The sequence below is a fragment of the Georgenia sp. TF02-10 genome, assembly GCF_022759505.1.
GTDB lineage: Bacteria > Actinomycetota > Actinomycetes > Actinomycetales > Actinomycetaceae > TF02-10.
In genome coordinates this window covers 769,638-793,501 of record NZ_CP094289.1, presented here as the reverse complement: position 1 = coordinate 793,501, position 23,864 = coordinate 769,638, and the positions used below count along the sequence as shown (strand labels likewise).

At 75.0% G+C, this 23,864-nt stretch carries 21 protein-coding genes; 4 read left to right on the top strand and 17 right to left on the bottom strand.

The genetic code is table 11. The features are described 5' to 3' along the window. Window positions 1–4 precede the first annotated feature (4 nt). On the bottom strand, window positions 5–838 hold the full coding sequence (locus MF406_RS03560) for an SDR family NAD(P)-dependent oxidoreductase (protein ID WP_242896632.1): 834 nt from the start codon (window positions 836–838) through the stop codon (window positions 5–7). A 245-nt stretch (window positions 839–1,083) separates the two neighbouring features. Here MF406_RS03560 and MF406_RS03555 point away from each other — a divergent pair, with 245 nt between their 5' ends. Next, window positions 1,084–1,713, top strand: a complete 630-nt coding sequence (locus MF406_RS03555; protein WP_242896631.1) for a low molecular weight phosphatase family protein — start codon at window positions 1,084–1,086, stop codon at window positions 1,711–1,713. A gap of 3 nt (window positions 1,714–1,716) precedes the next feature. Here MF406_RS03555 and MF406_RS03550 read toward each other — a convergent pair whose 3' ends face one another. Further along, window positions 1,717–2,442, bottom strand: coding sequence for a hypothetical protein (locus MF406_RS03550; RefSeq protein WP_371744587.1), 726 nt, complete (start codon window positions 2,440–2,442; stop codon window positions 1,717–1,719). 364 nt (window positions 2,443–2,806) lie between these two features. On the opposite strand from MF406_RS03550, the gene MF406_RS18845 reads away from it, so the two are divergent. Both MF406_RS18845 and MF406_RS03535 read left to right on the top strand, forming a co-directional pair. After that, window positions 2,807–4,264: a cell wall-binding repeat-containing protein gene (locus MF406_RS18845; RefSeq protein WP_305852984.1), complete on the top strand. Its 1,458-nt coding sequence runs from the start codon at window positions 2,807–2,809 to the stop codon at window positions 4,262–4,264. A 179-nt stretch (window positions 4,265–4,443) separates the two neighbouring features. Continuing rightward, window positions 4,444–5,259, top strand: coding sequence for a response regulator transcription factor (locus MF406_RS03535; protein ID WP_242896629.1), 816 nt, complete (start codon window positions 4,444–4,446; stop codon window positions 5,257–5,259). Here MF406_RS03535 and MF406_RS03530 read toward each other — a convergent pair. The 14 genes from MF406_RS03530 to MF406_RS03465 all read right to left on the bottom strand — a co-directional run bounded on the left by MF406_RS03530 (window position 5,210) and on the right by MF406_RS03465 (window position 22,798). Beyond that, entirely contained in the window at window positions 5,210–5,590 is a 381-nt protein-coding gene (locus tag MF406_RS03530) for a hypothetical protein (RefSeq protein ID WP_242896628.1), read from the bottom strand. The genes MF406_RS03535 and MF406_RS03530 overlap by 50 nt on opposite strands. Then, window positions 5,587–6,519: a signal peptidase I gene (locus MF406_RS03525; protein WP_242896627.1), complete on the bottom strand. Its 933-nt coding sequence runs from the start codon at window positions 6,517–6,519 to the stop codon at window positions 5,587–5,589. Before MF406_RS03525 ends, MF406_RS03530 begins: the two co-directional genes overlap by 4 nt. A 61-nt stretch (window positions 6,520–6,580) precedes the next feature. Then, window positions 6,581–7,657 (bottom strand): hypothetical protein, encoded by a 1,077-nt coding sequence (locus MF406_RS03520; RefSeq protein WP_242897939.1) that lies wholly within the window; start codon window positions 7,655–7,657, stop codon window positions 6,581–6,583. Between the two features lie 2 nt (window positions 7,658–7,659). Next, window positions 7,660–8,244, bottom strand: coding sequence for a hypothetical protein (locus tag MF406_RS03515; RefSeq protein WP_242896626.1), 585 nt, complete (start codon window positions 8,242–8,244; stop codon window positions 7,660–7,662). Between the two features lie 225 nt (window positions 8,245–8,469). Next, window positions 8,470–9,081, bottom strand: coding sequence for an alternate-type signal peptide domain-containing protein (locus MF406_RS03510; protein ID WP_242896625.1), 612 nt, complete (start codon window positions 9,079–9,081; stop codon window positions 8,470–8,472). 266 nt (window positions 9,082–9,347) lie between these two features. After that, entirely contained in the window at window positions 9,348–9,767 is a 420-nt protein-coding gene (locus MF406_RS03505; RefSeq protein ID WP_242896624.1) for a nuclear transport factor 2 family protein, read from the bottom strand. 290 nt (window positions 9,768–10,057) lie between these two features. Beyond that, window positions 10,058–11,443 (bottom strand): HEPN domain-containing protein, encoded by a 1,386-nt coding sequence (locus tag MF406_RS03500; RefSeq protein ID WP_242896623.1) that lies wholly within the window; start codon window positions 11,441–11,443, stop codon window positions 10,058–10,060. Window positions 11,444–11,792: 349 nt separating this feature from the next. Beyond that, a complete protein-coding gene (locus MF406_RS03495; RefSeq protein ID WP_242896622.1) occupies window positions 11,793–12,587 on the bottom strand; it encodes a putative RNA methyltransferase in 795 nt (264 codons plus the stop codon). Between the two features lie 180 nt (window positions 12,588–12,767). Next, window positions 12,768–13,334, bottom strand: coding sequence for a hypothetical protein (locus MF406_RS03490; protein WP_242896621.1), 567 nt, complete (start codon window positions 13,332–13,334; stop codon window positions 12,768–12,770). Window positions 13,335–13,415: 81 nt separating this feature from the next. Continuing rightward, on the bottom strand, window positions 13,416–14,597 hold the full coding sequence (locus tag MF406_RS03485; RefSeq protein ID WP_242896620.1) for a GGDEF domain-containing protein: 1,182 nt from the start codon (window positions 14,595–14,597) through the stop codon (window positions 13,416–13,418). Continuing rightward, window positions 14,594–16,615 (bottom strand): cell wall metabolism sensor histidine kinase WalK, encoded by a 2,022-nt coding sequence (locus MF406_RS03480; protein WP_242896619.1) that lies wholly within the window; start codon window positions 16,613–16,615, stop codon window positions 14,594–14,596. The genes MF406_RS03485 and MF406_RS03480 overlap by 4 nt, the downstream gene beginning before the upstream one ends. A 198-nt stretch (window positions 16,616–16,813) precedes the next feature. Further along, window positions 16,814–18,043: a 3-oxo-tetronate kinase gene (otnK, locus tag MF406_RS03475; protein WP_242896618.1), complete on the bottom strand. Its 1,230-nt coding sequence runs from the start codon at window positions 18,041–18,043 to the stop codon at window positions 16,814–16,816. A 334-nt stretch (window positions 18,044–18,377) separates the two neighbouring features. Further along, complete coding sequence (locus tag MF406_RS03470) at window positions 18,378–21,719, bottom strand: sacsin N-terminal ATP-binding-like domain-containing protein (RefSeq protein ID WP_242896617.1); 3,342 nt, start codon at window positions 21,717–21,719, stop codon at window positions 18,378–18,380. Then, window positions 21,716–22,798 carry a DUF3027 domain-containing protein gene (locus tag MF406_RS03465; RefSeq protein ID WP_242896616.1) on the bottom strand — a complete coding sequence of 361 codons (1,083 nt, stop codon included), beginning with the start codon at window positions 22,796–22,798 and terminating at the stop codon, window positions 21,716–21,718. Before MF406_RS03465 ends, MF406_RS03470 begins: the two co-directional genes overlap by 4 nt. 172 nt (window positions 22,799–22,970) lie before the next feature. Between MF406_RS03465 and MF406_RS03460 the strand changes: the two genes are divergently transcribed. Further along, entirely contained in the window at window positions 22,971–23,318 is a 348-nt protein-coding gene (locus tag MF406_RS03460; protein ID WP_242896615.1) for a hypothetical protein, read from the top strand. 20 nt (window positions 23,319–23,338) lie between these two features. On the opposite strand, the gene MF406_RS03455 is transcribed toward MF406_RS03460, so the two are convergent. Next, the gene (locus MF406_RS03455) at window positions 23,339–23,713 is read right to left on the bottom strand and encodes a cold-shock protein (protein WP_242896614.1); all 375 of its coding nucleotides are present in this window, start codon (window positions 23,711–23,713) and stop codon (window positions 23,339–23,341) included. Window positions 23,714–23,864 lie beyond the last annotated feature (151 nt).

Below are 23,864 nucleotides of genomic sequence, written 5' to 3'. Positions count from 1 at the left end.
AGGCCTACGCGGCGACGCCGACCAACTCGGCGCTCCGGCGCCAGAACGCCTCGACCAGCTCCGGGTCGTCCTGCTGCGGGTTGACCCGCCGCGGGACCTTTAGCTGCTCGTAGTACTCCCCGGGCACCCAGGTCCGGCCCGGCTCGCCGTCGATGGCCCAGGTCAGGTTCGCCGCGCCCTTCTCCGGGCTGATCAGCACGAGCCGCCGCAGCGGCGTGTGGTAGATGAAGCGCAACGGGCTGCTCGTCTCGGCGGCGAAGTTGGTCGCGACGTTGCCCGGGTGGATCGCGACGGTGTCGATGCCCTCGTCGTGGTGGTGGGCGTGCAGGCCCTTGGTGAACAGGATGTTGGCGAGCTTGGCATCGCCGTACGCCTTCTGCGGGGTGTACCGGCGGGCGTTGCCCAGGTCGTCGAGGTCGAGGTGGGCGAACAGGCGCGAGGCGACGCTCGACGTGTTGACCACCAACCCGTCCCCGGCGCGCAGCCGGTCCAGCAGCAGCGTGGTGAGCAGGAACGGGGCGAGGTGGTTGACCTGCAGCGTCTGCTCGTGGCCGTCTGGGGTCATGGTGCGCTCGCCGAAGATCCCGCCGGCGTTGTTCGCAAGCACGTCCAGCCGGTCGGTCCGGGCGCGGACCTCCGCGGCCAGGGCCCGCACGTCGTCCAGCCGGGCGAAGTCGCAGGCGAAGTGCTCGACGCCGATGCGCTCGGCGACCCGGGCGGTCTTCTCCGGGGACCGGCCGACGGCGAGCACGCGGTCGCCGCGGGCGGCGAGCTCGGCGGCCGCGACCGCGCCGATCCCGTCGGACGCGCCGGTGATGAGGATGGTCCGCTGGGGCATCGTGAAGCTCCGTCCTGGCGCGCGACGGCCGGCGCCCGGGGCAGGCTATGACGCCGCTGCCGGGCCCGCGCGGGCGGGCCCGGCGCCCGGGCTGCGGGGGGCACCACGGCGGGGCCGCCGTCGTCGCCGCCGGCCAGCGCGGGGCACTGCGGAACCACCCGACCCGGAGCCCTCCCGGCCCGGCCGATAACCTGGTCGGGGCCGCCGAAGGGGCGGGGCGGCGCAGCGAGCGGAGAGGACGCACGATGAACGTACAGACGCCGAACAGTGCGACGACAGGCCGGGCGGCGGCCGACGGGCCGGCCACCGACACCTTCAGCATCCTCACCGTGTGCACCGGCAACATCTGCCGCTCCCCCGCCGTCGAGCGCCTGCTGCGCTCCGCCCTCGGGCCGGCGAGCGGGGTGGAGGTGACCAGCGCCGGCACCGGCCCGATCTACGGCGAGCCGATCCACGAGCCGATGGCGGCGCTGCTGCGCGACCTCGGCGTGGACACCACCGGCTTCACCTCCCGGCTGATCACCGAGCGGATGATCGGCCGCGCCGACCTTGTGCTGACCCTGACCCGCGAGCACCGCGCGCGGGTCGTCGAGCTGGTGCCCGCCGCGGTCCGGCGCGTCTTCACCCTGCGCGAGCTCGCCCGGCTCGCCGAGCAGGTCGACCCGGCCGACCTCGACCCCACCGCCTCCCCGGCGGCCCGGCTGCGCGCCCTGGTCCCGCTCGCCGCCCGGTACCGCCAGCAGGTGCCGGCCGAGCTCGACGACGTCGTCGACCCGTTCCGGCAGCCGCCCGAGGTCTTCCAGCGCGCGCTGGACCAGATCCGCCCGGCGGTGGCGACCATCGCGAATCTTGCCCTGGGCCGCCCGGCGGCCTGAGGCTCAGGGCTTGGCAGAATCCTCCCCGTTGTCGCGGAAGAGGACCCACTCCAGGCGGTCAGCCGGGACGCCGAGCTCGCTCGACCACGCGTGGACCGCCTCGACGTAGGCGCGGTAGCGGGCAGCGCGTGACCTGCTGTCCGCGAGGTCAACCAAGCGCACATCGAGCGTGCGGTTGAGCGAGCGGTAGACGCGGTTATCCAAGATCAGCGGCTGCCAGCCGCGCCCCTCGCGCCTTCCGGCGAACGTGAACCACTTCGTGAAGAACGACGGCCCGACGCCGGGGCATGACCAGCTCTTGTACGCCTCGGCCAGGGCGGACGTCTCATCGGCTCGCCTGAGAAGATCCGCGCTGGAGCGCAGAGCCGTGACGAGCCGGTCGCGGTGCGCGAAGGCCGTGGCGGTGTGCCGCAACGTGCGAGAGCCGGTCAGGCCGGAGCCCCATACCTGCACAAGCAGGAAGGCTCGGAGCAGCTCGTCAGAGTCGGCCAGGTCGGCGGCGCCAGCGACCTTCAGCAGGGCCGACCGGTCGACCCCGCGATCCCCCTCGGCGTCCTCTCCTGGGGTCGTGATCGTCTCGTCATGCAGCACGGCGCGGATAGTCGGCTCGACATCAGCGAGTTTCGAGTCCCACGTGCGGGGGCGGAACTGGACGGCTGGCTGCTGGCGCCCCTCGCGAGCGGCAACGAGGGTGACCAGATCGGGCGGGGTGGGATATCTCGACGACATGGGCCAATACTGCCCTCGCGCGGGCGGCGCGAAGGCCGTTCCGCGCTTCTCCGCCGCGCGGCCTCCACGGCACCCGGGTAGCGAGCACGCCAATACGGGAGGCACCCCCGTCCGCTGCCGTGCTCGAAGCTCGTGCGGTGTCGCGCGTCCTGAACCGGCCGCCGGCCGCCAGCCGTCGACTTCCGGCCGTCGATTCCCCCGGCCGTCGATTCCCCCGGCCGTCGATTCCTGACCGCTGGTGCCCCTATCATGAGCCCGGCGGGTGTGACATGGCCGACACGCCCCGCCACCATGATCGACCGGCGGAACCGCCGGAAAGAGACGACGGCGGCTGACCGCCAGAGACGGGGGAGCTGTGAGACGGATGCGCGCCTGGGTGGCGACGATCGGGCTGCTGGCCATGACGCTGACGGTCGCCGCTCCGGCCGCGGGGTCGGCGTCGGCCGCGGTGACGCGGCTGGCCGGCCAGGACCGGTACACCACCGCGACCGCGATCTCCGCGGCGACCGCCCGCCCGGGCGTCGACGTCGCCTACGTCGCCAGCGGCGCCGACTTCCCCGACGCCCTCGCCGGCGCCGCGGCCGCCGGCCGGGCGGACGCCCCCGTCCTCCTCGCCACCCCCACCGGCCTGCCGGCCGCCACCGCCGCCGAGCTGGGCCGCCTCCGCCCGGACCGCATCGTGGTCCTCGGCGGGAGCGGCGCCGTCGCCGACGGGGTGGCCGCCCAGCTCGCGCCCTACGCCACCGGCGGGGTCACCCGGGTGGCGGGCGAGGACCGCTACGGCACCGCCGTCGCCCTCTCCGCCGCGTCCTTCAAGCCCGGCGTGCCGGTGGCCTACCTGGCCAGCGGGGCCGACTTCCCCGACGCCCTCGCCGGGGCCGCGCTCGCCGGTGCCACCGGTGGGCCGGTGCTGCTCACCGCGCCCGGCGGGCTGCCCGCCCGCACCGCCGCCGAGCTGCACCGCCTGAAGCCAGGCCGGATCGTCGTGCTCGGCGCCAGCGGCGCCGTCTCGGACACCGTCGTGGCCGCCGCGCGCAGCGCCACCGCCGGGGGCGTCACCCGCCTGGCCGGCAAGGACCGGTACGCCACCGCGGCCGCCGTCGCCGGCGCCTTCCCCCGCGGCGGCGACGCCGCCTACCTCGCCTCGGCCCAGAACTTCCCCGACGCCCTCGCCGCGGCCGCGGCGGCGGGCAGCGCGGCCGCGCCGGTCCTGCTCACCCCGACCGGCAGCCCGACCCTGCCGGCCGCCACCGCCGCCGCGCTCGACCGGTCCCGCCCGGGCCAGGTGACGGTGGTCGGTGGCACCGCGGCGGTCCCGGACGCCGTCGTCACCGAGGCCAGCGCGGTGGCCAGCGGGCAGGACCCGGTGGAGGCGCACAAGCCCGGGCCCACCCCGCCGGCCGGCGGAAACGTCATCGGTCAGATCGGGGCCGGCTACACCGCCCCCGCCGCCTCCGGCGCCGGGGCCGCCGCGCTGGCCTGGGCCCGCACCCAGCTCGGGGTGCCCTACCAGTGGGGCGGCACCGGCAACCCCGGGTACGACTGCTCGGGCTTGACCCAGAAGGCCTACGCCCACGCCGGCGTCACCCTGCCGCGCACCACCAAGCAGCAGTGGGACGCCACCAAGCGGGTGGCCATCAAGGACCTGGCCCCGGGCGACCTGGTGTTCTGGTCCAGCAACGGCCAGCCGTCCGGCATCTACCACGTGGCGATCTACGCCGGGAACGACCAGCGGCTGCACGCCCCGTACGCCGGCAAGAACGTCGAGCTGGTGCCGATGTACAAGGTGAACATGCTGCCCTACGGCGGCCGGGCCGGCTGAGCGACGGCGGCCGGGCCGGCTCGGCGACGGCGGCCGTCCCCGTGCGGTCGCCTGCCCACCTCTCCCCCGACCTGCCGCCTGCTCAGCCGGCGGGCTGGGTCCGCCGCACCGTCGGCTGTGGCTTGCTTCACAGCCCGAACCGCTGCGACCCCGATTAGTGCTTGCTACGTTGTCGCGACATGGGGGAGGTGCCGGGGGAGCAACGCGTCGCCGTCGTCGTGGAGGACGACGACGACATCAGCTACCTCATTGGCGCCACCCTGGCACAGGCCGGGTTCACCGTGCACACCGCGGCCACCGGGACTGCCGGGGTCGAGGCGGTCCGCACGCACGACCCGCTGGTCACCACGCTGGACATCTCGCTGCCGGACATCGACGGCATCGAGGTCGCCCGCCGGGTCCGCACCTTCTCCGCCACCTACCTGGTCATGCTCACCGCCCGCGCCGAGGAGGTCGACACCCTGCTCGGGCTGGAGGTCGGGGCGGACGACTACGTCACCAAGCCGTTCCGGCCCCGGGAGCTTCGGGCCCGGATCGAGGCGATGCTCCGCCGGCCGCGCCAGCTCGTCCGCGGCGGCGGGGCGGCCGGTGCTCCGCTGGTCGGCACGGGGCCGGCGACCGGTGCGACCGTCAGTGCGACGGTCGCCCACGGGGGCAGCGGGCCGCCGCCCGTCCTCCGGCACGGGCCGCTGACGGTCGATACCGCCGCCCGGCTGGTGGACCTGGACGGCGCCCCGGTGCACCTGACCCGCAGCGAGTTCGACCTGCTCGCCGCGCTCGTCGCGGAGCCGTCCCGGGTGCTGCGCAAGGGCGAGCTCGTCCGGCACGTGTGGGGCGAGGAGTACGCCACCGGGCTGGAGGTCACCGCCGCGGACCTGCGCTCCCTCGAGGTGCACGTGGCCAACCTGCGGCGCAAGCTCGGCGAGGACGCCAGCCAGCCACGGTTCATCGAGACGGTCCGGGGCGTGGGCTACCGCCTGCGACCGGTGGGCTGAGCAGCTCCCGCAGCTCCTGCGCCGCGCACGCGGCGAGCGCCACGACCGTGGGCAGCACCCGCCGGGCCATCGTCAGGTGCCCGGCCCGCAGCCCCGGGACCAGCCGGTGGAGCAGGTCCGCCAACGCCGTCGCGCCGACCATGGCGGCCGAGCTGTGCAGGCTGAGCGCGGCAACGTGCGCGGCGGCGGCGTCCGACTCCGCCACCGCCGCCACCAGCCGGGCCGCCCGGGGCACCAGCTGCTCCGCGCACCGCCGGGCGAAGACCGCGGCGGCCTCCTCGCCGAGGTCCGCGGCCAGCGCAGCGAGCGCCTCCGGGTCGATCTCGGTCATGGCCGGCCGGCCAGCTCCGGCACCCGCACCCCTCCTGGGCCGGCCGGCGCGCGGCCGGTGTCCGGCTGCGGCTCCTCGGCGTCGTCCTCGGGGGCAGTCCCGGCTCCGGGCGTCCGGCGGGAGCCGTCACCACTGACGTGGGCGCCGTCGGCCTGGTCACCGGCGGCCGTCTGCTGGACGCCGAGCCCCTGCCGGACGTCGGGTTCCTGGTCGCCGCCGGCCGACTGCCGCTCGCCGTCGGCCGGCTCGACATCGGCGGCCTGCCGGGCTTCCAGTTCCTGCGCGGCGTCGGCCGGCTCGACCTGGGCGGCCTGCCGGGCGTCCGGTTCCTGCTCGTCGCCGACCGGCCGCCGCTCGCCGTCGGGCGACATCGCGGCCCGGTGCCGGCCCCCCGCGGCCGGCCGCTCCCCCGCCCGGGCGCCGCGGACCGCGGCCAGCACCTGGACGGCGGCGTAGCCGAGCAGCGCGACCGCGACGACGACCGTCCCCATCTGCTTCTGGTGCCCGTCCAGCGCGGTGGCGAGGTAGCCGGCGTAGGGCACGTGGTACCGGACGACGCCGCGCAGCTGGGTGCCGGTGACCGTCCACGGGTCCGCCGACGCGTTCGCGTCCCCCTGGGTGGTCAGCGCCACCGCGCCGTCCGCCGCCTCGGTGCGGGCGACGACGCGGTGCGTGACCAGGGTGTCGTCGTCGGGGTAGGGCATGACGGTGATGACGTCGCCGACCTGCACGCCGGCGGCGCCGTCGGCCCCCTCGACCGGCGCGACGACGACCTGGCTGCCGGTCGGGATGGTCGGCTCCATCGACCCGGAGAGGATGGTCAGCGGCACCCAGCCCATGACCCGGGGCACGATGACCATGGCCAGGGCGAGGGCGGCGACGAGCGCGAGGAGGAGGACGAGGACGGCGCGGCCGAGGCGACGGATCACGGTGGCTCCGGGGATCTGGTGGGGGGCGGGCGGACGGGCGGACGGACCGGCGGGGGCGGGGTCAGGCACAGCGCACCACCCCGACGACCGTCCAGATGCTGGCGGTGCCCGTGGAGGTGATGGTCGTGCCGCCGGGGCCGGTGCCGACCACCCGTAGCTCGGCGGCGCCGGCCCAGCCGCCGGTCAGGGTGGTGTCCCGGGCGGCGGCCGGGATGCCGGCCTGCAGCGTGACCCAGCCGAAGACGGTCCGGCGCTGGAGCTCCCAGGCGGTCACCGGGACGGTGCTCGGGGAGCCGTCCTGCTCCGTCCAGGCCCAGCTGAGCCGGACCTTCCAGGGGTTGACCGGCGAGCAGGTGGGGCCGGACAGGGTGGGGGCGGCCGGGACCTGGTAGGTGGTGGCCCAGCCGGTCGTCGCCTGCCAGGTGGCGGGCGCGGGGCTCCGGCTGTCCAGGGTGGTGGTGAGGGCGAGGGTCTGCCCGGCCAGGGCGGTCCGTAGGGCCAGGCTCGGCGTGACGACGGCGCACAGCTGGGCGCTGGTGCCGGCGGGGAGGGTAAGCCGCTGCTCGGGGCCGGTGGCGGTGACCGGGGCGGCCGGGGCGGTGGGGGTGGCGCGAAAGGCGCCGGCGGCGGTGGCCGGGCAGGCGGCGCCGGCGGCGACCGGGACGTAGTCGATGGTCGTGCCGGACAGCACGGCGGGGTCGACGGGCGCCCCGCCGGCGGTGACGGTCACCGCCGTCGGCGCCCAGGTGATGGTGGACTGCCCGGCGGTGAGCGTGGTGGCGCGCTCCGTCGTCGCCGGGGCGGCGGTCAGCGCGACGGTGTCGGTGGTCAGGGCGGGCACGGCGACGTCGGCCGCGTCGTACCAGCGGGCCTCGGTGGCGCCGGTCGGGGCCAGGCCGGCGGCCGCCAGGCCGAGCGCGGCGACGGCGAGGCCGACCCGAGCGAGGGCGCGGCGGGGGCGCGGGGGCCGGGCCGTGCCGGGAGTGGCGGTGGTGCGCGCGGCGGCGCGGGTGGCGCGGTGGCGGGCCGGGCGGGGACGCGGGGCAGCGAGGGTGCGGCGGTCGCGGTCGCGGGCGCGGCGGTCGCGGGCGGGGCGGCGGTCACGGGCGCTGCGGTGGGCGCGGCGGGGGGTGGTCATCGTCAGTCCTGGGTGAGGGTCCACCGGAGGGCACCGGGGGTGAGGGTCTGGCCCTGCAGCTCGGCGCCCCAGGCCTGCCCGTCCCGGTCGGCGCGGAGCGGGAGGGTGATGGTCACGGTGCGGGTGGCGCCGTCGTCGGCGGCCGTGACCGGCCAGCTGACCTGCCCGTCCGACGGCGTGAGCGGCGCGCCGTCGCTCGTGACGGTCATGCCCCGGGTCAGCTCGGTCCGCAGCGCGGCCGAGCCGGGCGCCGTCGTCAGGCCGGTGAGGTCGAGGGCGAGGGTGGCGGCGAGGGTGGTGCCGCGGGCGTGAACTGTGGCGGCGGTGGTGATGGTGACCGTGTCGCCCACCACCAGGGCCTTGCTGCCGAGGGGGAAGGACGTCGTCGTGCCGTCCGGGCCGGGCCGGGTGACGGTCATGGTGGTCGGGCCCTGCTCGAGGTCGAGCTGGCCGGTGTGCACCTGGGCGCCGGCGGCGACCGTCCGGGCGTCGTACCAGCGGGCGGCGGTGGCGCCGGTGCCGCTGAGGAAGGCGACGGCGAGGAGGCACGCGAGCAGCGCCCGGAACAGCTGGCCGGTCCTGCGCATCGCGTGCCTCCTCTCGCCGTGCGGCTGGCGTGCCGGCTGCCCCGGGGCGTCGGGGGGTTTGGTCCCGGGGCAGCCAGTTCTTGGGCGGCTGCCCCGGGGCGTCGGGGGGGTTCGGTCCCGGGGCAGCCGGTCTGGGTGGCGGCGTCTCGCCGCGGTCGGGCGGCGCGTCGCGCCGCGGTCAGGCGGCGTTTCGCCGCGGTCAGGCGGCGCTCGGTGCCGCGGGGCTCAGCGGGCGTCCTGCTCGACGACCACGGTGAGGTCCTGCAGGCTGAGCTGGCCGTTCTGGGCGGCGGTGCCCCACCATCCGGCGTGGTCGCCGCCGCTGCTCGCCGCCGCGGGGTCCTTGAACTCGGGGAAGGTGACGGTGACGGTCACGCCCACCAGGGCGCCGTCGTCGGCCGCGGTGAGCGGCACGCCGCTGTCCGCGCCGCCGGCCGCCCGCTCGACGCCGTTGACCGTGAACACCTGGCTCACCTGCAGGCCCTCGACGGCGGTGACCTCGCCGGCGTTGGTGGTCAGGGTGGCCTTGAGGTTGTCGCCCTTGGCGTGGACCTTGACGGACTGGGTGAAGGTCAGCGTGTCGCCCGGGACCACGGTGAAGGCCGCGACGTCCTTGACCGGGGTGCCGTCCGCCTGCGTCCAGCTGCCGGCCCCCTCGTCGGTGAGGTTGAGCTCGCCCTGGCTGATGGTGGCGGCGGAGGCGATGGGCGCGCTGTCGTACCAGCGGGCGAAGGTGCCGCCGCCGGCGGCGAGGAGCGCGAGGCCGACGGCGCCGGCGGCGGTGGCCTTGACGAGGCGGGACGGGCGGCGGGTGGGGGTGGGCGTGGTGCTGGACATGAGAAGAACTCCTGCGGAGGGTGGGCGGCCGGGTCGTCCGGCCGTTGGTCTGACGGGGATCAGACTTCCGGGGCAGCCTCAGCGCTGCGCTCAACGCCCCTTCAGGGACGCTCAGGAGTTGCTCAAGAAGACGCTCCGCAGTTCCTCAGCGGTGGCCGCCGGCGTGCAGGCGCGGGGCGAACGCGGTCATCGCCGGCGGGCGCGGGGCGGACGCTGCGGGTACGGCGCCGCGGCACTCGGCCGGGCCAGCCGTGACGGCCTGGCGGTCAGGGTTTGGCGACGGCGGTGTACTGGGTCAGCGCGCACAGCCAGGTGTCGCCGCGCCTGACGAAGACGTCGGTGGTCCACTCGTCGGCGTCGAACCGGCGGCCGCGGTAGTGCGCTGTGTTCGTGACCCGGGCGGTGAGGAGCGCCGTCGTACCGAGGACGCGGACCCGGGTCGGGCCGACGGCCGCCATGGCCGAGTGGGTCAGCTCGCCGGACGCGACGAGGCTCAGGAACGTGGTGCCGGGCGAGATGCCTGACTCCGAGACGATGACCCAGTCGTCCGTGACGAAGGCGGCGATCCGGTCGGCGTCGTTGGCGACGATCGCCTCCGCCCAGCTCGCAGCGCGGTCGAGCAGCTCCTGGCTGACGTCGTGCGGCGGCACGGTGTTCGGGTGCTGGTGGGCGGGGTCCGCGGCCATCCTTCAGCGTGGCAGGCGGGGCGGCTGGTAAGCAAGGGACGGTCAGCTACAACGCGAGCAGGCAGATCGACCTACATGAGCACCAGCGCTCACGCCATTCTTTCCGCCGCCCCTCGTTCTTGTCCAGACGAACCGCCGGAGCTTCCGCAAGGAGAATTCCCCTCGGACCGACAGTACCCTAAACCACAATGAGTCTTTAAGTGACTGTGATCCGTGTCGACACCCAAGTGCTTACAAACTTGTCAGGCCAGGAACTTCTCGGCATTGTCGATGCTGCAGGCCGGTGCCGGTCATTGAGAGGAATGAAATCGCTCATAGGCGGAGAAGTTGTCCCAGACGCTCTCTCGGTCGAGGTTGGCGAGGGCGTAAGAGAATTGACTGGACTCGCTCAAGGCCTTGCGGATCTGCTCGGAGGACGCGACCTGCAAGAGGAGCAAAATGCGGAGAGCCCAGCGGCCCGACAATCCGAGAACGTAGCACTGGGACATCTCTTTCTCACCGAAGTCGTCGTGGTCCTTGAGTAGGTGCGCCTGCACGTTTCGGACTTGCACAAGGTCACCGACCCATTCCTTTAGATCCGGGCCGAGCAGCCCCGGGGCGACCTCGTCGACCTGCGGCAACAGTTCTACCAACTTCTCCCGGAAGCTGAGCTCATGGATGCTAGCCAGAGCTCCCTGATAGACGCGCTCCGCCTGCTCGTAATTGACGGGTAGCCCGTTGAGCGCCTTCAGCGCGGCCTTGACTGCGGCGCTGCTGGCTTTACGAAGCTTGGTCCTACTGACGCCTGCGAGCGTCTGGTGCTCGTCCGTCCGGCTATGGCCAGGGTAGAGCCGGCGGTGCAGGCCTTCAAGCGCGGCAGCCACAATGAGCGCGTCAATCTGGAGCACTTGCCGGTCAGCTATCGCCATGTATGGTACCGGACCAAGGCCGGTGGCGATTTCGAGCCATCTCGCGATGACCTCGAGCGTGAGGTCGGACAGCGGTAGGAGTTCTGTGAAAGACTCCTCGTGATGGGAATGTGTCGAGACCAGCTCCACCCGGTGCCATCCCTCATTTGGTACGTCGACTTCGAGATGGCTTACGCCCACCCGCTTGCCGGTCCACAGCGACAGCAGAGCCGCGAACGACTCACTGTGATGGAACGCCATGCTCCCCAAGGGACGAGGTGTGGTTGTCTGCCATTGCAGCCCCAGCTGTGCGCCGGTCGACCAGGCGGCCAGGATACCCTGAGGGGCATCCACCGGCTGCTGCCTAATCCAGCCGCCGGGCTGTCGCACTGGGAAAGCCAGCCGGAGCCCACCAACCGGAACACGGTCATTGGTGACGTGAACTCCACGGAGGAACTGATGAGCCTCGTAACTCTGCGTAGGCCCCCAGCCCCCCCAGTCCACTTTCATTCTAGCATCTAGGACGGTGAACGGTTCACCGCCGTTGAGGCCCCACAGCGTCCGCGGGAGGAAGTCCTCGACTACACGCGGAGGGCCGCCGTGATCAATAACCCAGGAAAACTCCGCCGTCTGCCGGACTATGGCTTGGCGTGCTGGCTCGAGGAACGTCTCGGGACGAATCAAGTAGCGATCGCCGGTAACGGTAATTTCAGCGGGAATACGAGGTTCCGACCCGGCGACTCCGATTAGGATTTGGGAACTTCGATCCTCCACGTACAACCTTTCCATCTATGACTGACATCTCTACCGTAGACCTACTCACGAACTATAATACGCCACCCGCCGGGCGTTGCGTGACGAGCATGGTTCGTCCCCTCTCAGCGTCAACGCCAACACGTCCTCGATGGTAGGAGAGCCTTCGACGGCGAACTTGTACCCACCGGCGACGGAGGTGGGGGCAGTCACTGGCGTCTGGGCTGAGCAGGGCGCCGGTGGCATCCTCAGCAACTCAGCCCGTTCGCGCTTTGGGGACCAGATCCTGCCTGCGATGTCGACCAGCAACAAGCGTCCTCCTCTGGGCCGTCATCCCCGTCTGGGCGTAGACCTTTCTCCTGCACCTTGAGCGCTGCACGGAGGGTCATCGCGGGAGGTAGGCGGTGACCAGCACGGAGACGGTGACCCGATCGGGGAGCGAGGCGTCGTCGGGGAGATCCGTGTGGCTCAGATGGCGGGCGCTGGGTGTCATCGCCATCAGGTCGATGACCTCCTCGTGCCTCAACGACGATGCCGGGTACTCGACCTGCTCCGTGCGGCCGACCTCGAAGAGCGGATCCAGGGCCTGACGCAGGCGGTGCTCCTTGGCCGGGTCGACCGTAACCATCGCGGGCACGCGCTCGCGAAGCTCCACCAGGTGCCGTTGGGTGGGCCGCACCACGACCAGCCTGCCGGTCGGGCGCAAGATGCGGTGGAACTCGCCAGGGTTCCGCGGGGCGAAGACGTCCAGGACGATGTCGGCCACGTGGTCGGCCAGGGGGAAGGGGCGGAAGACGTCCCAGCTCGCCACGGCGGCCCGCTCGTGCGCGCGGGCGGCTAGGCGCAGTGCGCGCACTGACGTGTCGACGCCGAGGCCGACGGCGCCGGGGTTCCGGTCGAGCACGCCGGCGAGGTAGTAGCCCGTGCCGCACCCGATGTCGATCACCGTTCCCTTACCGGCCAGCGCCTCGGATGCCGAGCTGACCACCGTCTGACGGATGCGCGCGTACGAGCCCGTGGCCAGGAACCGGTCGCGAGCCCGCGCCATCGCCGCGTCGTCGCCGCTGGTTACGCCCTTGCCGCCGACGAGGCTGACGTACCCCTGGCGGGCGACGTTGAAGGTGTGGCCCGACCTGCAGCGCAGCGCGCCCCGATCGGGCTGGAGGTCGGCGCGGCACACGGGGCAACGCAACAGATCGAGGAACGGCTCTAGGGCACGCGGAACAGTCGTAGGCACGAGACTCCTACCGCTCCCTCATCCACGAGCTCGTGCGCCGAGCAAATGTCCTCGATGCGGCCGCGACCACGCACATCCCAACCCTTGCCACCCCGTTTGCCCCATCTTCCCCCGATCCTCCACTCACCCTGATCCTCCGAACCGGTGGGCTGTTCCGTATTGATCGGCCAGATGAGCGATGAGGGCGGTCCGCGTCCGCGACCTGCTCGCGATGATTCCTCGGTCGCACAAGACTGCGTCAGGGGAGATCGCAACAATGAACGGTTCCGCACACGGCAGGAGGAAGAACGTAAACTCGGGCACCGGCACCTCGCCCTGGAGCCCTTCCATCACGGCAGCCAAGCCCTCGCCAACATCAGGATCGATGGAGGTGTCGACGTCCCGACCAGGCCATGCCCGAAACTCGCCCTCCAGTGCTGCTGCCGTGGACCGCACGGACTGTGGAAGCTGCTCGCCGGTGAGCCCCTCGTGCTGCAGCGATGCCGCGAGGGCTGCTTCCCACCACGCGCTCCACTCGTCCGGCGTCGGCCGGGAGATCGGCGGTTCGCCGGCCGCTGGGCGAACCGGTGGATCCAGCGGCGGCGCCATCTCGAGACCCGGTTCCTCCAGCGCGTCCCGTGCGAAGAGAACCCGGGTGATCTCGAGGGCGTCGCGAACATGAACTTCCCAACGCTTGTCGCCGATGTGCACAACTGCTCCCCTCTATACCGGCCGGCCAGCGGTCCCCCGAGTGGCACGTCCCAGCCTGCCAGTGGGCCGCTGCTACCTCCGCTAGCGACTGCGGTCCGGCTCCGACTCCGCCGCGTCGCCCCGCTGGCCCTGCCCGCCGCCGGCGCCACCGCCGCGGGCCGCCTCCCGGGCGGCGTCGCACATCGCACCAAGCTGGTAGCCGTGCGGGTCGGCGGTGGCGATCCCGACGGTGGCGCTCAGCCGCACCCGGCCCTCGGGCAGCTCCACCGGGGCCGCGAGGAGCTCGCGGCGGACGGTGGCGGCCCACTGCTCGGCGTCGGCCTCGGTCCACCCGGGCAGGAGTACCTCCAGGGCCTTGCCGTCGGCGTCGTCCCGGCCGATGACCGCCCGCGGCGGGGCGAGGAGCTGGGTCACCTCGGCGCACCTGGCCAGGGCGGCGTCCGCGGCGTCGGCACCGAAGGCGACCCGGAGCTCGTCGAGGTCGGCGGGAGTGATCGCGGCGAGCGCCACGGGCCGGCGGACCTCCCCGGCGGCCCGCAGCTCTGAGACGGCGCGGGGCTGGAACGACCGGGCGGTGCGCGCCCCGGTGACCGGGTCGAAGTTCCGGGCCCGGTCGCGCAGGTGCTCAGACCGGGCGGCGCGCAGCGCCGCCAGGCACACCGCGCCGCCCGCCACCATGACCGTGCTGGTCATCGTGATGACCTGGCTCGGCACGCCGTCGGCGAACAGGGCGGAGCTGGGCCCGGCGACCAGGATGAGCACCAGCCGCACCGCGTAGAGCAGCCCCTCGAGAAGGAGCAGCACGGCGAGCATGACCCCGGCCCGGTCCCGGCGCAGCGGGCCGCGGAGGATCTCCGCGGCGGCGAGCAGCGTGCCGGTCGCGACGCCGGCGAGGTAAACCTCCCCGCCCGCCCAGGCGCCGTCGGCCCGGAGCGGGACGAACGGGGCGAGCGTGGCGAGCGCCGTCGCACCGAGGGTGACCGGGACCATGGCTGACCGGCCCTGGGTCAGCCGCAGCCCGGTCCACAGCGCGAAGCCGATCAGGACGAAGCTGCCGTTGGCCAACGCGATCGGCCAGCGCTCCTCGGGCGCGAGGACGGAGGCCAGGCTGGCCAGCGCGGTGGCGGGCGCGGCCGCGAACGCCGTCGTCCACCAGCGGTCGCGGCGCTCCGTCCGGTCCCAGGACTCCAGCACGAACACCACTGAGACACCCAGGATGACCACGGTGGAGAACGTGAGCAGGCTGGGCAGGTCCAGGCTCACCTGGGTACCGCCGTCGCCGGGCCGGCCGGCCGGTGGGTGCACGTCGCGGGGCCGGCCGGCTGGTCACTGCGGGACGCCGGTCCGGCGGGCGGATCGGTGCTGGCCGCGGGCGTCACTGACGGGTCCGTCCCGGCTGCCGGCCCGGCCGACGCCTCGGTGCTGGCCGCCGCCGGCTCCGCAGGCAGGCCGATGCGGACCTCGGTCCCCTCACCGGGCGCGGAGGTCAGCTCGATGGTGCCGCCGTGGGCCTGGACGATCTGCCGGCTGATGTGCAGGCCCAGCCCGGCGCCCACGACCCTGCCGTGCCGCACCGACGGGGCGCGGTAGAACCTGTCGAACAGGCCGGCCTGCTCCGCCGGCGCGATGCCGATCCCGGTGTCCCGCACCCGCACCCGCGCCATGCCGTCGACCGCCTCGGTGGCCACGTCCACCCGGCCGCCGGCGGGGGTGTACTTCACCGCGTTAGAGAGCACGTTGTCCACCACCTGCCGCAGCCGGGACCGGTCGGCGGTCACGGTCACCGGTGCGGCGTCGACGTGCAGGGCCACCCCGGCCTGGCGGGCGCGCGGGGCCAGCGCCTGCACCGCCTCGGCGACGACCTCGGCGAGGTCCACCGGCGCGCGGTCCAGCTCCAGCTCCCCCCGCCGGGTGCGGGCGGCGGTGAGCAGGTCGCCGATGAGGCGGAGGAGCCGCTCGGCGTTGCGCTCGGCGACGGCCAGGTGCGCCCGGACCGGCTCGGGGGTGGCCGGGTCGTCCAGGGCGAGGTCGAGGTAGCCGAGCACGGAGGTCAGCGGGGTGCGCAGCTCGTGGGAGACGGAGGAGACGAAGTCCTCGCGCTGGGCCAGGGCGGCCATCTCGGCGGTGAGGTCCTGGTAGACGACGACGGCGCCCCTGCGGGTGCCGTCGGCGTCGTAGAGCTGGTCCGCCGAGACCCGCAGCGCGCGGGCCGGCTCGTCCGGGCCGTGGTCCCACCAGGTCAGCTCGCGGTCGATGATCTCGCCGGCCGCGGCGCGGACCAGGGGGGAGCCCGCGGCGCCGAGCGGGGTGGCGCCGTCGGCGGCATAGCCGTCGATCCCGCCGTGCACCGTGACGTGGTCACCCACCCGCAGGCGCCCGGCCACGAGGAGGGCGTGGGCGCGGTTGATCAGGGTGATCCGGCCGGCGCCGTCCAGGGCGACCACCCCGACGTCGATGGTGTTGAGGATGGAGTCCAGCAGCCGCTGCTGGGCCTGGGCGTCCGCCACGGCCTCCTCGACGACGTCGCCCTGCCGGACCAGGAGGTCGCGCCGGGCCCGCGAGCGCCGTTCCGAGAGGTACGCCGTGACTCCTGCGGCGATCAGCACGAGCTGCACGGTCCCGACGCGCTGGACCTCCGGGAAGGTCAGCGATATCCCGCCGGCCAGCAGCGCCGGGCCCCACGCCGCGAGGCTGGCGGCGACCAGGCCGACGACGAGGGCGCCGAGGCGGAACACCGTCGCCAGCCACAGCACGGGCAGGACGAGGACAGAGATGACTACTGTCCCCGAGCCGGACAGCAGGGCGACGGCCAGCATGTCCAGCAGCGGGATGCTCGCGCTGGCCCGGCGGGGCAGCCGGTGCCAGGGCACGAGCAGGGCCAGCACCGTCGCGGCCAGGGCGACGCCGAGCCCGGCACCGATGCGTTGGTCGCGCAGCTGGTCCGGGGCATAGAACAGGAGCGCGACGACGACCACCAGCATCAGCCCGGCGAAGGGCAGCTGGCGCAGGAACACGGCACGCTGACGGGGCGGGGCGGTGTAGCTGTCGTCCTCGTCGACGGCGGCGGCTGCGGGGGCGGTTGCGGGGGCCGTTGGGGTCGAGGTGCGCTCGGGCGCCGGGCCCCGGGTCCCTCCGGGCGCATCGCCCCGGGCCCGCCCAGCGGCGAGGCGCCAGGTCCACCGTGCGGCGGGACCGCGGGTGCGTACGGACGCGGGACCGCGGGTGCGCCCTGAGGCGGCCGCGGTCACCTCGTCCGCGTCCTGCCGCCGATGCTCCCCCATGGCCGGAGGTTAGCCAGCCCCCGCCCATCTCGCCGCCGGAACCGTCCGGAACTGTCCGGCACGTGGACGACCAGGGTGCGGTGCGGAGCCTCGGTGACGAGTCCGGTCGCCGTCGCGGGCGCTGATGATCCCGTTCGCCCGGGCTCAGGCCCGCCTCGACCAGGCGGCGTCCGGCCACGATGAGCTGGTCGACGAGGCTCACGAGAGGTGCTCCCAGGCCGAGGTGAAGATGTCCTCCTCACCGAAGTTCCCGCTCTTCAGGGCCAACGCGACCTGCCGGCCGAGCGCAGCCGCCGTCGTCCAGCACACACCGGGGGCGATCTCCGGACCGATAAGTAGAGCGTCGACCCCCAGGGCGCGGACCACGGCGCCACTGCTCTCCCCGCCCGCGACGACGATGGCGGACACGGCTCCACCCCGGACGACGTCCCAAGCGACGCCGGCGATCACCCGCTCGACCACCGGTGCCACCTGGACCCCGTCGAGCTCCGACCGGACGTCGCTGCGCGCTCGGGCGGCGCAGACGACCGGGATGGCGCCCGGGTCCTGGCAGCTGATCCAGTCGGCCAGCTCTGACGCCGTCCTCTCCGGGTCGGCGATCGCCGTCGCCAGATCGATCTGCCGGACCGGCTGCGACCGTGCGGCGTGCGCGATCTGCGCGAGCGTCGTGCGGGAGACGCTGCCGCACAGCACCGCGCCGCGCCCGGTGCCCGGCGGTGACCACGCCGTGTCAGGCGTCCCTGGGCCGGACATGCCCAGGGCGAGGCCCGAGCCTCCCGACACGAGCACGTCGTCGGCCGTGGCCGCCCCGATGACCGCGAGGTCGGCGTCGTCGATGGCGTCGAGGACCAGATAGCGCGCCTGCGCGGCATCGAGCGCTCGCCGCAACGCTGCCGGGCCTTCCTGCACGGTGCCGCGCCGCACCTCGCCGACCGTGTAGCTCGTCTGGGGCCGCAGCAGGTCCGCGACACGCGAACGTGTCATCGGCGTGAGCGGGTGGTGCCGCATCGAGGAGTTCTCCAGCAGGTCGGCCCCGACGAAGAGATGGCCGTTGTAGACCGTCCGGCCGTTGGCAGGCAGCGATGGGACGACGACGCAGCGAGCGGCGCCGAGGTCGTCGGCCACGGCATCGAGCACGGGCCCGATGTTGCCCTCGTCGGTGGAGTCGAAGGTGGAGCAGTACTTCACGTAGAAGCGGGTCGCCCCCCACGACCGCAGCCTCTGCAGCGCGCCGCGGGCGGCGGTGACGGCGTCGCCGCGCGGCGCGGTGCGGATCTTGAGGGCGACGACGATCGCGTCCAGGCTCGACAGCTCTGTCGCGGGGAGGGTTCCGTCCTCGATGAGGACCGTGACCCGGAAGCCTGCTCGGCGCAGCATCATGGCGAGGTCTGTGGCACCGGTGAAGTCGTCCGCGATGGCGCCGAGCACACGCGCTCCTCTCTGAGCTGGTGGCACGCCGGCCGCCTGCCGGCTGCGTCGTCGCCTGGCCACCTGCCGGCTGCGGCGCCCCCGGTGCCTGCCCGCTGCGGCGCCCGGTGCCTGCCCGCTGCGGCGCTGTCGACTGTTCCAGGGACAGGATCATCACACGCGGCGTGAGGCCCCGGTACGACAGTGGATGGCGATGTGGCGCAGCGCCCCCGTCCCGCTCGGGAGCCGAGCGACGATCGGCGCTCATCGCGCTCGCCGTGCCGGTGCTGCTCCCCGGCGGCGGGCTCGGCATGAGGTCGCCCGCCGTCGTCCTGGCGCGTGGTCCCCGGCTCGGTCAGGCGGCCGTGCCTGGCGGCGGGGTGTCCGCCGCCGACTCGGCGAGCAGCTCGGCCAGCCGGTCCGGGTCCGTCAGCGCCACCTCGACCGCGTGCCGGGCGTCCCACTCCCCTGCGGCGTGGGCGAGGCCGCGGGCCAGGCCGGCGGTGGTGGCCGCCCACACCTCGCCGTCGGTGACCCACCAGCTCACCTCGGCGCCGTCGACCGTCAGGGCCGTGCACTCCCACCACTCCGTCGGCGCGCCGGGCAGCAGGGCACGGGCCGCGTCCGGGGTCTGGCGACGGTGAGGGTCGGTCGCCTCGGGCAGCGGCGTGCCGGCCGATCGGGCCTGCCCGCGCTCCAGCGTCCCGGTGAACCCGGCAGGCCCGGGCCCCGGCGTACCTGTGAGCGCGGCCGGCTCGGCGTCGTCGTCGCCCTCGCCGGGCGCGGCGTCGACGTCGAGCAGGTCCGCCACCGCCCCGACGAGCCCGGCCGGGGCAAGGACCACCGGCCGGACCTGCGCCCACATCGGCGTGCCGACCACGGCCTCCGCGGCCGGCAGCAGCCGGGCCCGGGCGCAGTCGAGCACCGGGACCGACTCCGGCGGGGCCGGCTCGAGCCCGGCCAGCGCGGCGGCGGCGATCCCGCGCCACAGGGTCAGCGCCGCCGGCAGCGGGATCTCCCCGTCGGCCGGCCAGTGGTCGAGGTAGGCGTCCCAGCCGTCCTCGTCGAGGTCGGCGAGGGTGGTCACGGCGCCGAGCGCGGCCAGCACGGCGTCGTCCAGCCGTTCGGTGCCGGCCGGGGCGGGCGGCAGGAACGGCACGGCGGTGGGCCGGCGGGGGTGGGCGAACGGGGCGCCCAGCTCCTCGCGCAGCCACCAGGCGGGGTAGGACAGCGCCGACCGGTCGGGGCGGCCGCCGCCGGCGGAGCGGACCGGGGTGAGCAGCGCCGCGCGGGCCGGCGGGTCCTCGGCGAGCCGGGCGAGGACGCGCGGCCAGGCGTCGGCGGCGACGGCGTCGAGGTCGGCGACCACGGCCACCTCGCCCACGTAGGCGCCGGCGCCGAGGACGCCGGCGAGGTGGTCGAGGTAGGCGGTCCAGCCCTCGACCACGTCCTCCTCGCCGGCCGGCTCGGCGACGACGTCGGGCACGGTGAAGGTGATCAGGTCCGCCCGCACGCCGACGGCGGCCAGCGCGGCCGGGCCCCACCGCCGCACCACCTCCGGGGCGACCGGGTCGAGCGCGTCGAGCACGCCGGCGGCCCAGCTGCCCGGCAGGACGAGGTCCCGGGCCGGGGCGGGGACGCCGTCGGCGGCCGGCAGCGGCAGGTCGGCGAGCCAGGTCGGCAGCGTGTCCTCGCCGTCGGCGACGGCGGCCACCACCAGGTCCAGGACGGTGGCGACGACGTCGGGCCGGGCGCGGTCCGGGGACTGGGCTGGGTCCGGGGCGTCGTCGGCGTCTCCGCGTGGGGCGGTGGCGTCGCCGGTCACCTGGGCCATGGCGTCGCCGGCGTCTGCACCGGCGGCCGCCTCGACCGCGGCGCGGACCGCCGGCTGGTCGAGCACCTGGACCGGCCCGCCGTCGACGGCGCCCAGCCGGAGCAGCAGCGGGTGCGCGGCGTCCGGGTGGGCGACGCGCAGCCCGAGGCCGGCCAGGGACGCGAGGAGGTCGGCGAGCGCGGGGCGGGGCACGAGCACGCCGCGGGCGCCGCGCACGGTGCGGCCGTCGGCGAGCGGGACGGGCAGGCCGGCGAGGGCCTCCCGCTGCGTGTCCGCTTGCGGCGCGAGGGCCGTATAGAGCTGGTGCCAGCGGGCCGGGTCGCCGCCGGTGGGCAGGGCGTCGACGACGTCGGCGAGGTCGCGCAGCGCGACGCCGAGGACGCGGGCCGCCGCCAGCCGGTCGGCGGGCACGGCGACGAGCCCGCCGACCAGCGGCGCCAGGGCGCGGAGCACCTCGGGGTCCTGGCCGGCCGGCCCGGTGAGCGCCTGAGCGGCGCGCGGCGACACCCGCTCGCCGTCCGCGGCCGCGAGCACCGGCGCGTCCCGGAGCCCGGCGAGGGCGGCGGCGTGCAGGGCGGCGTCGAGCGGTCCCGCGGGCAGGCCGACCGGGACGAGCGCGAGCGGGTCGGTGTTCGCGGCGAGCTCGGCATAGAGCCGTCCGGCGTGGCCGACGACGGCGTCGGCGAGCGGCCCCGGCGCGACGTGCCGACGGGTGGGGTCCAGCGGCAGGGTCGCCACGAGGAGGGCCGGGAGGGTGCACGGCTCGTCGGTGGGCGTCGGGGCGTGCACGACCGGCGCGGGGGCGCGCTCGGCCGGAGCGGGGGCGGAGGCAGCCGGCGGTTCGGTGAGCAGGAGTTCAATCGTGCCGGTCTCACCTGCCGGGGCGCCGCCCAGCCTGGGCACCGCCCAGGTGATCGCCCACCCGGTCCGGTCGCGCTCCTCCACCGGCCGGTCCGCGAGCAGCGCGGGGTCCAGCTCGCCGGCGCCGTGGACGGCGACCCAGCGGTCGATGACGTCGGTGACCGTCCGCGCGGTGCCGTCGACCTCGACGACGACGGCGGACAGGGCCGGCAGGGCGAGGAGCAGGGCGTCACCCACCTCGTCCAGGGCGGTCCGCACCGCGGCGACCTCCGCCGGCCCGCGCAGGGCGAGCCGCACGGCCGTGGTGTACCCGGGCGGGACGGGCGGCGGGTCCGCGAGCGCGAACGGCAGCCGCAGGGCAGGCAGGTCGCCGGCGCGGCGGGCGAACTCGGCGGCGAGGGCGGGCTGGTCCGCGGCGGCGTCGGCAAGCAAGGCGGCGGCCGATGCGAGAGAGAAGGTGACACCGGCCGGTCCGCCGCGGGCGGTGGTGGTCACGGTGATCTCGTCGCTGACCGAGCGGACCGCGGCGAAGCCCACGCCGAAGCGGCCCACCGACCCGGGCCGGCGCTTGGCCGAGGCGCGCAGGCTGGCCATCGCGGCGACGCCTTCGGCGGTGAGCGGCACGCCGGTGTTGGCGGCGAGCAGCTCGGGGGCGTCGCCGCTGGTGGTCAGCCGCAGGAGGAGGCGGCCCGGGTGGTGCTGGTCGGCGGCGCGGCCGCTGGCGGTGGCGCGGCCGGCGGCGGCGCGGCCGCGAGCGTCGGCGTCGTCGGCGCTGTCAGCACCGCCAAGCGTGGCGTCGGCGGTGGCGCTGGCGGCGTCGGCGGCGTTCTGGGCGAGCTCGACGACGACGCGGTCCCGGTAGTACCCGCGGGCGTGGTCCTCCTCGAGGTTGGCGTCCTGCCGGAGCCGGGAGGGGTCGGTGCGCCAGGTGGTCAGGGCTGCCGAGCGCAGCGCGGCGGTGCCGAAGGGGTCCGGGCCCGGGGCGGGCGCCGTCGCCGTCATGGCTGGTCCGGGGCGTCCTCGGTGCTCGGGCCCGCGGCGGTCGGCTCTGGCGCATCGACGTCGGCGGCCTCGGCCTCGGCGGCCGGGGCCTCGGTGCTGGCGCCCGGACCTTCGCCGTCGGCAGCCTTGGGCTCGACGGTCGGTGCCTCGGTGCTGGCGCCCGGCTCCTCGCCGTCGGCGGCCGTGTCCGCGGTGCTCCCGCCCGGAACCTCGCCGTCGGCGGCCGGTGCCTCGGTGCCGGCACCCGGCCCCTCGCCGTCGGCGGCCGCGGGCTCCTCGCCGTCGTGGCTGATCACCTCCGGCGGCACCGGGGCGGTGGCGAGGATCTCCAGGTCCATCTCGTCGCGCACCGGGGGGGTGGGGGTCCACAGCTGGGCGGGGCGGGGGCCGTCGGTCTCGGAGTGGGCGCCGCAGCCGTGGTCGACGGCAACGACCCGGCCGTCGTCGGGGGACCACTCGTTGCCGCACACGCCGAAGACGGTGCGGGGGGAGCCGGCGAGCTTCATGAAGAAGCCGCAGGTCGAGCACTGGGCCTTGGCGGCCTTGGCGGTGGGGGCGTAGGGGCCGTGGTCGCCCTGGTACCAGCGGGTCATCGCCAGGCTGCGCCCGTAGGCGGAGAGCACCCGCGGCCGGCCCAGGCCCAGCTCGTAGATCGCCATCTCGTCGGCGTCCTCGCCGGTGGCCTCGTACCCCTGCTCGAGGCGCTCGTCGTCCTCGACGTAGGGCAGGACGTCCTCGGGGCCGACGTCGCCGGGCTCGAGCCGCTCCGACCACGGCAGCCACTCCGGCGCCAGCAGGGCGCCGTCGCCCGGCAGCATCTCGACCTCGTCCACCGTGGCGCTGCGCCCGCGCGGCGGGCGGGCGAGGGTGACCGCCCAGTACCAGTCGCGGTAGCCGGGCACGAGGGAGACGAAGCGGTGCGTGACGAGCCGGTCCCCCTCGACGACGGCGCCGAGGTGCTCGCCCACCTGGCCCGGCAGCGCCACCTCCTCGGCGGCGGCCCGGGCGACGTCCACCGCCCCGAGCAGGACCGGCTCACGGGCGGAGCGGGCGCTTCGGGACTTGCTGACGGCAGGCACGAGGACGAGTCTATCTATCGGACCGGGACGTCCTGGGCGCGCACCCGATGACCAGGGCGACCCGACCAGTCACCGGCGCGACCCGGACCGGCAACAACCGGACATGGACGCCGGCTGACCGGTACGGTGCCCGGCAGGGACCTGACCGACCGATCTGGGACTTTGGAGCACCATGCGCCAGGCACGCCCCGTCACGCTCGAGCAGGCCCGCGACGGGCTCGAGCCGGCCCTGAGCGCGTACCTGGACGAGCGGTTCGGCGTGGGGGTGACCGTGCGCGTCACCCCGGCGGGGCTCGTGGTGGACCGGCACGACGGCGAGCCGTTCACCGACGACCAGTTCGCCGTGCTCAACTCCTTCATGGCGGGGTACGTCACCGGGCTGGGGGTGGGCCGCCGGCCGGTGGACCTGCAGGGGTCCGGCGAACGGCTGCGCCGGGACGCCCCGGGCTCCGCGCAGGACCGGCCGGGCTCGGCGAGCGGGCTGCGCCGCGGGGCGGAGGGGTCCTCGCACATCGCCTGACCGAGCGGGCGGTGCCGGGGTCAGGCGTCGAACTGGTCGGCCACCACGCGCAGGAGCTGGGCGAGCCGCTTGGCGTTGTCGGGGTACCGGCCGCGGTGCAGGGTGTTGGAGATCTTGTCGAGCTCCTTGATGAGGTCCTCGACGATCGGCACCATGTCCTCGGCCGGCCGGCGGTGGGCCTTGGCCACCGACGGCGGCGCCTCCAGGACGGAGACGGACAGGGCCTGCCGGCCGCGGCGGCCCTCGGCGACGCCGAAGTCGAGCCGCGTCCCGGGCCGCAGGACCGCGCCGGTCGGCACGGCCGAGGCGTGCAGGAACACCTCCTCGCCGTCGTCGGCGGTGATGAAGCCGAACCCCTTGTCGGCGTCGTACCACTTGACCTTGCCCGTTGGCACGGTGCAACCCTCGTGTTCTCGCGTGCGAAGGCGCCGGCGGAAGCCGGCGCCGCTGTCTGCTACCAGGGTACCGGTGGGCCCAGGGCGCTCGTGGGACTTTTCCCCGGCGCTGGGCCGGTCAGGCGCGCGGACCGCCCCTGCCCAGAGACGG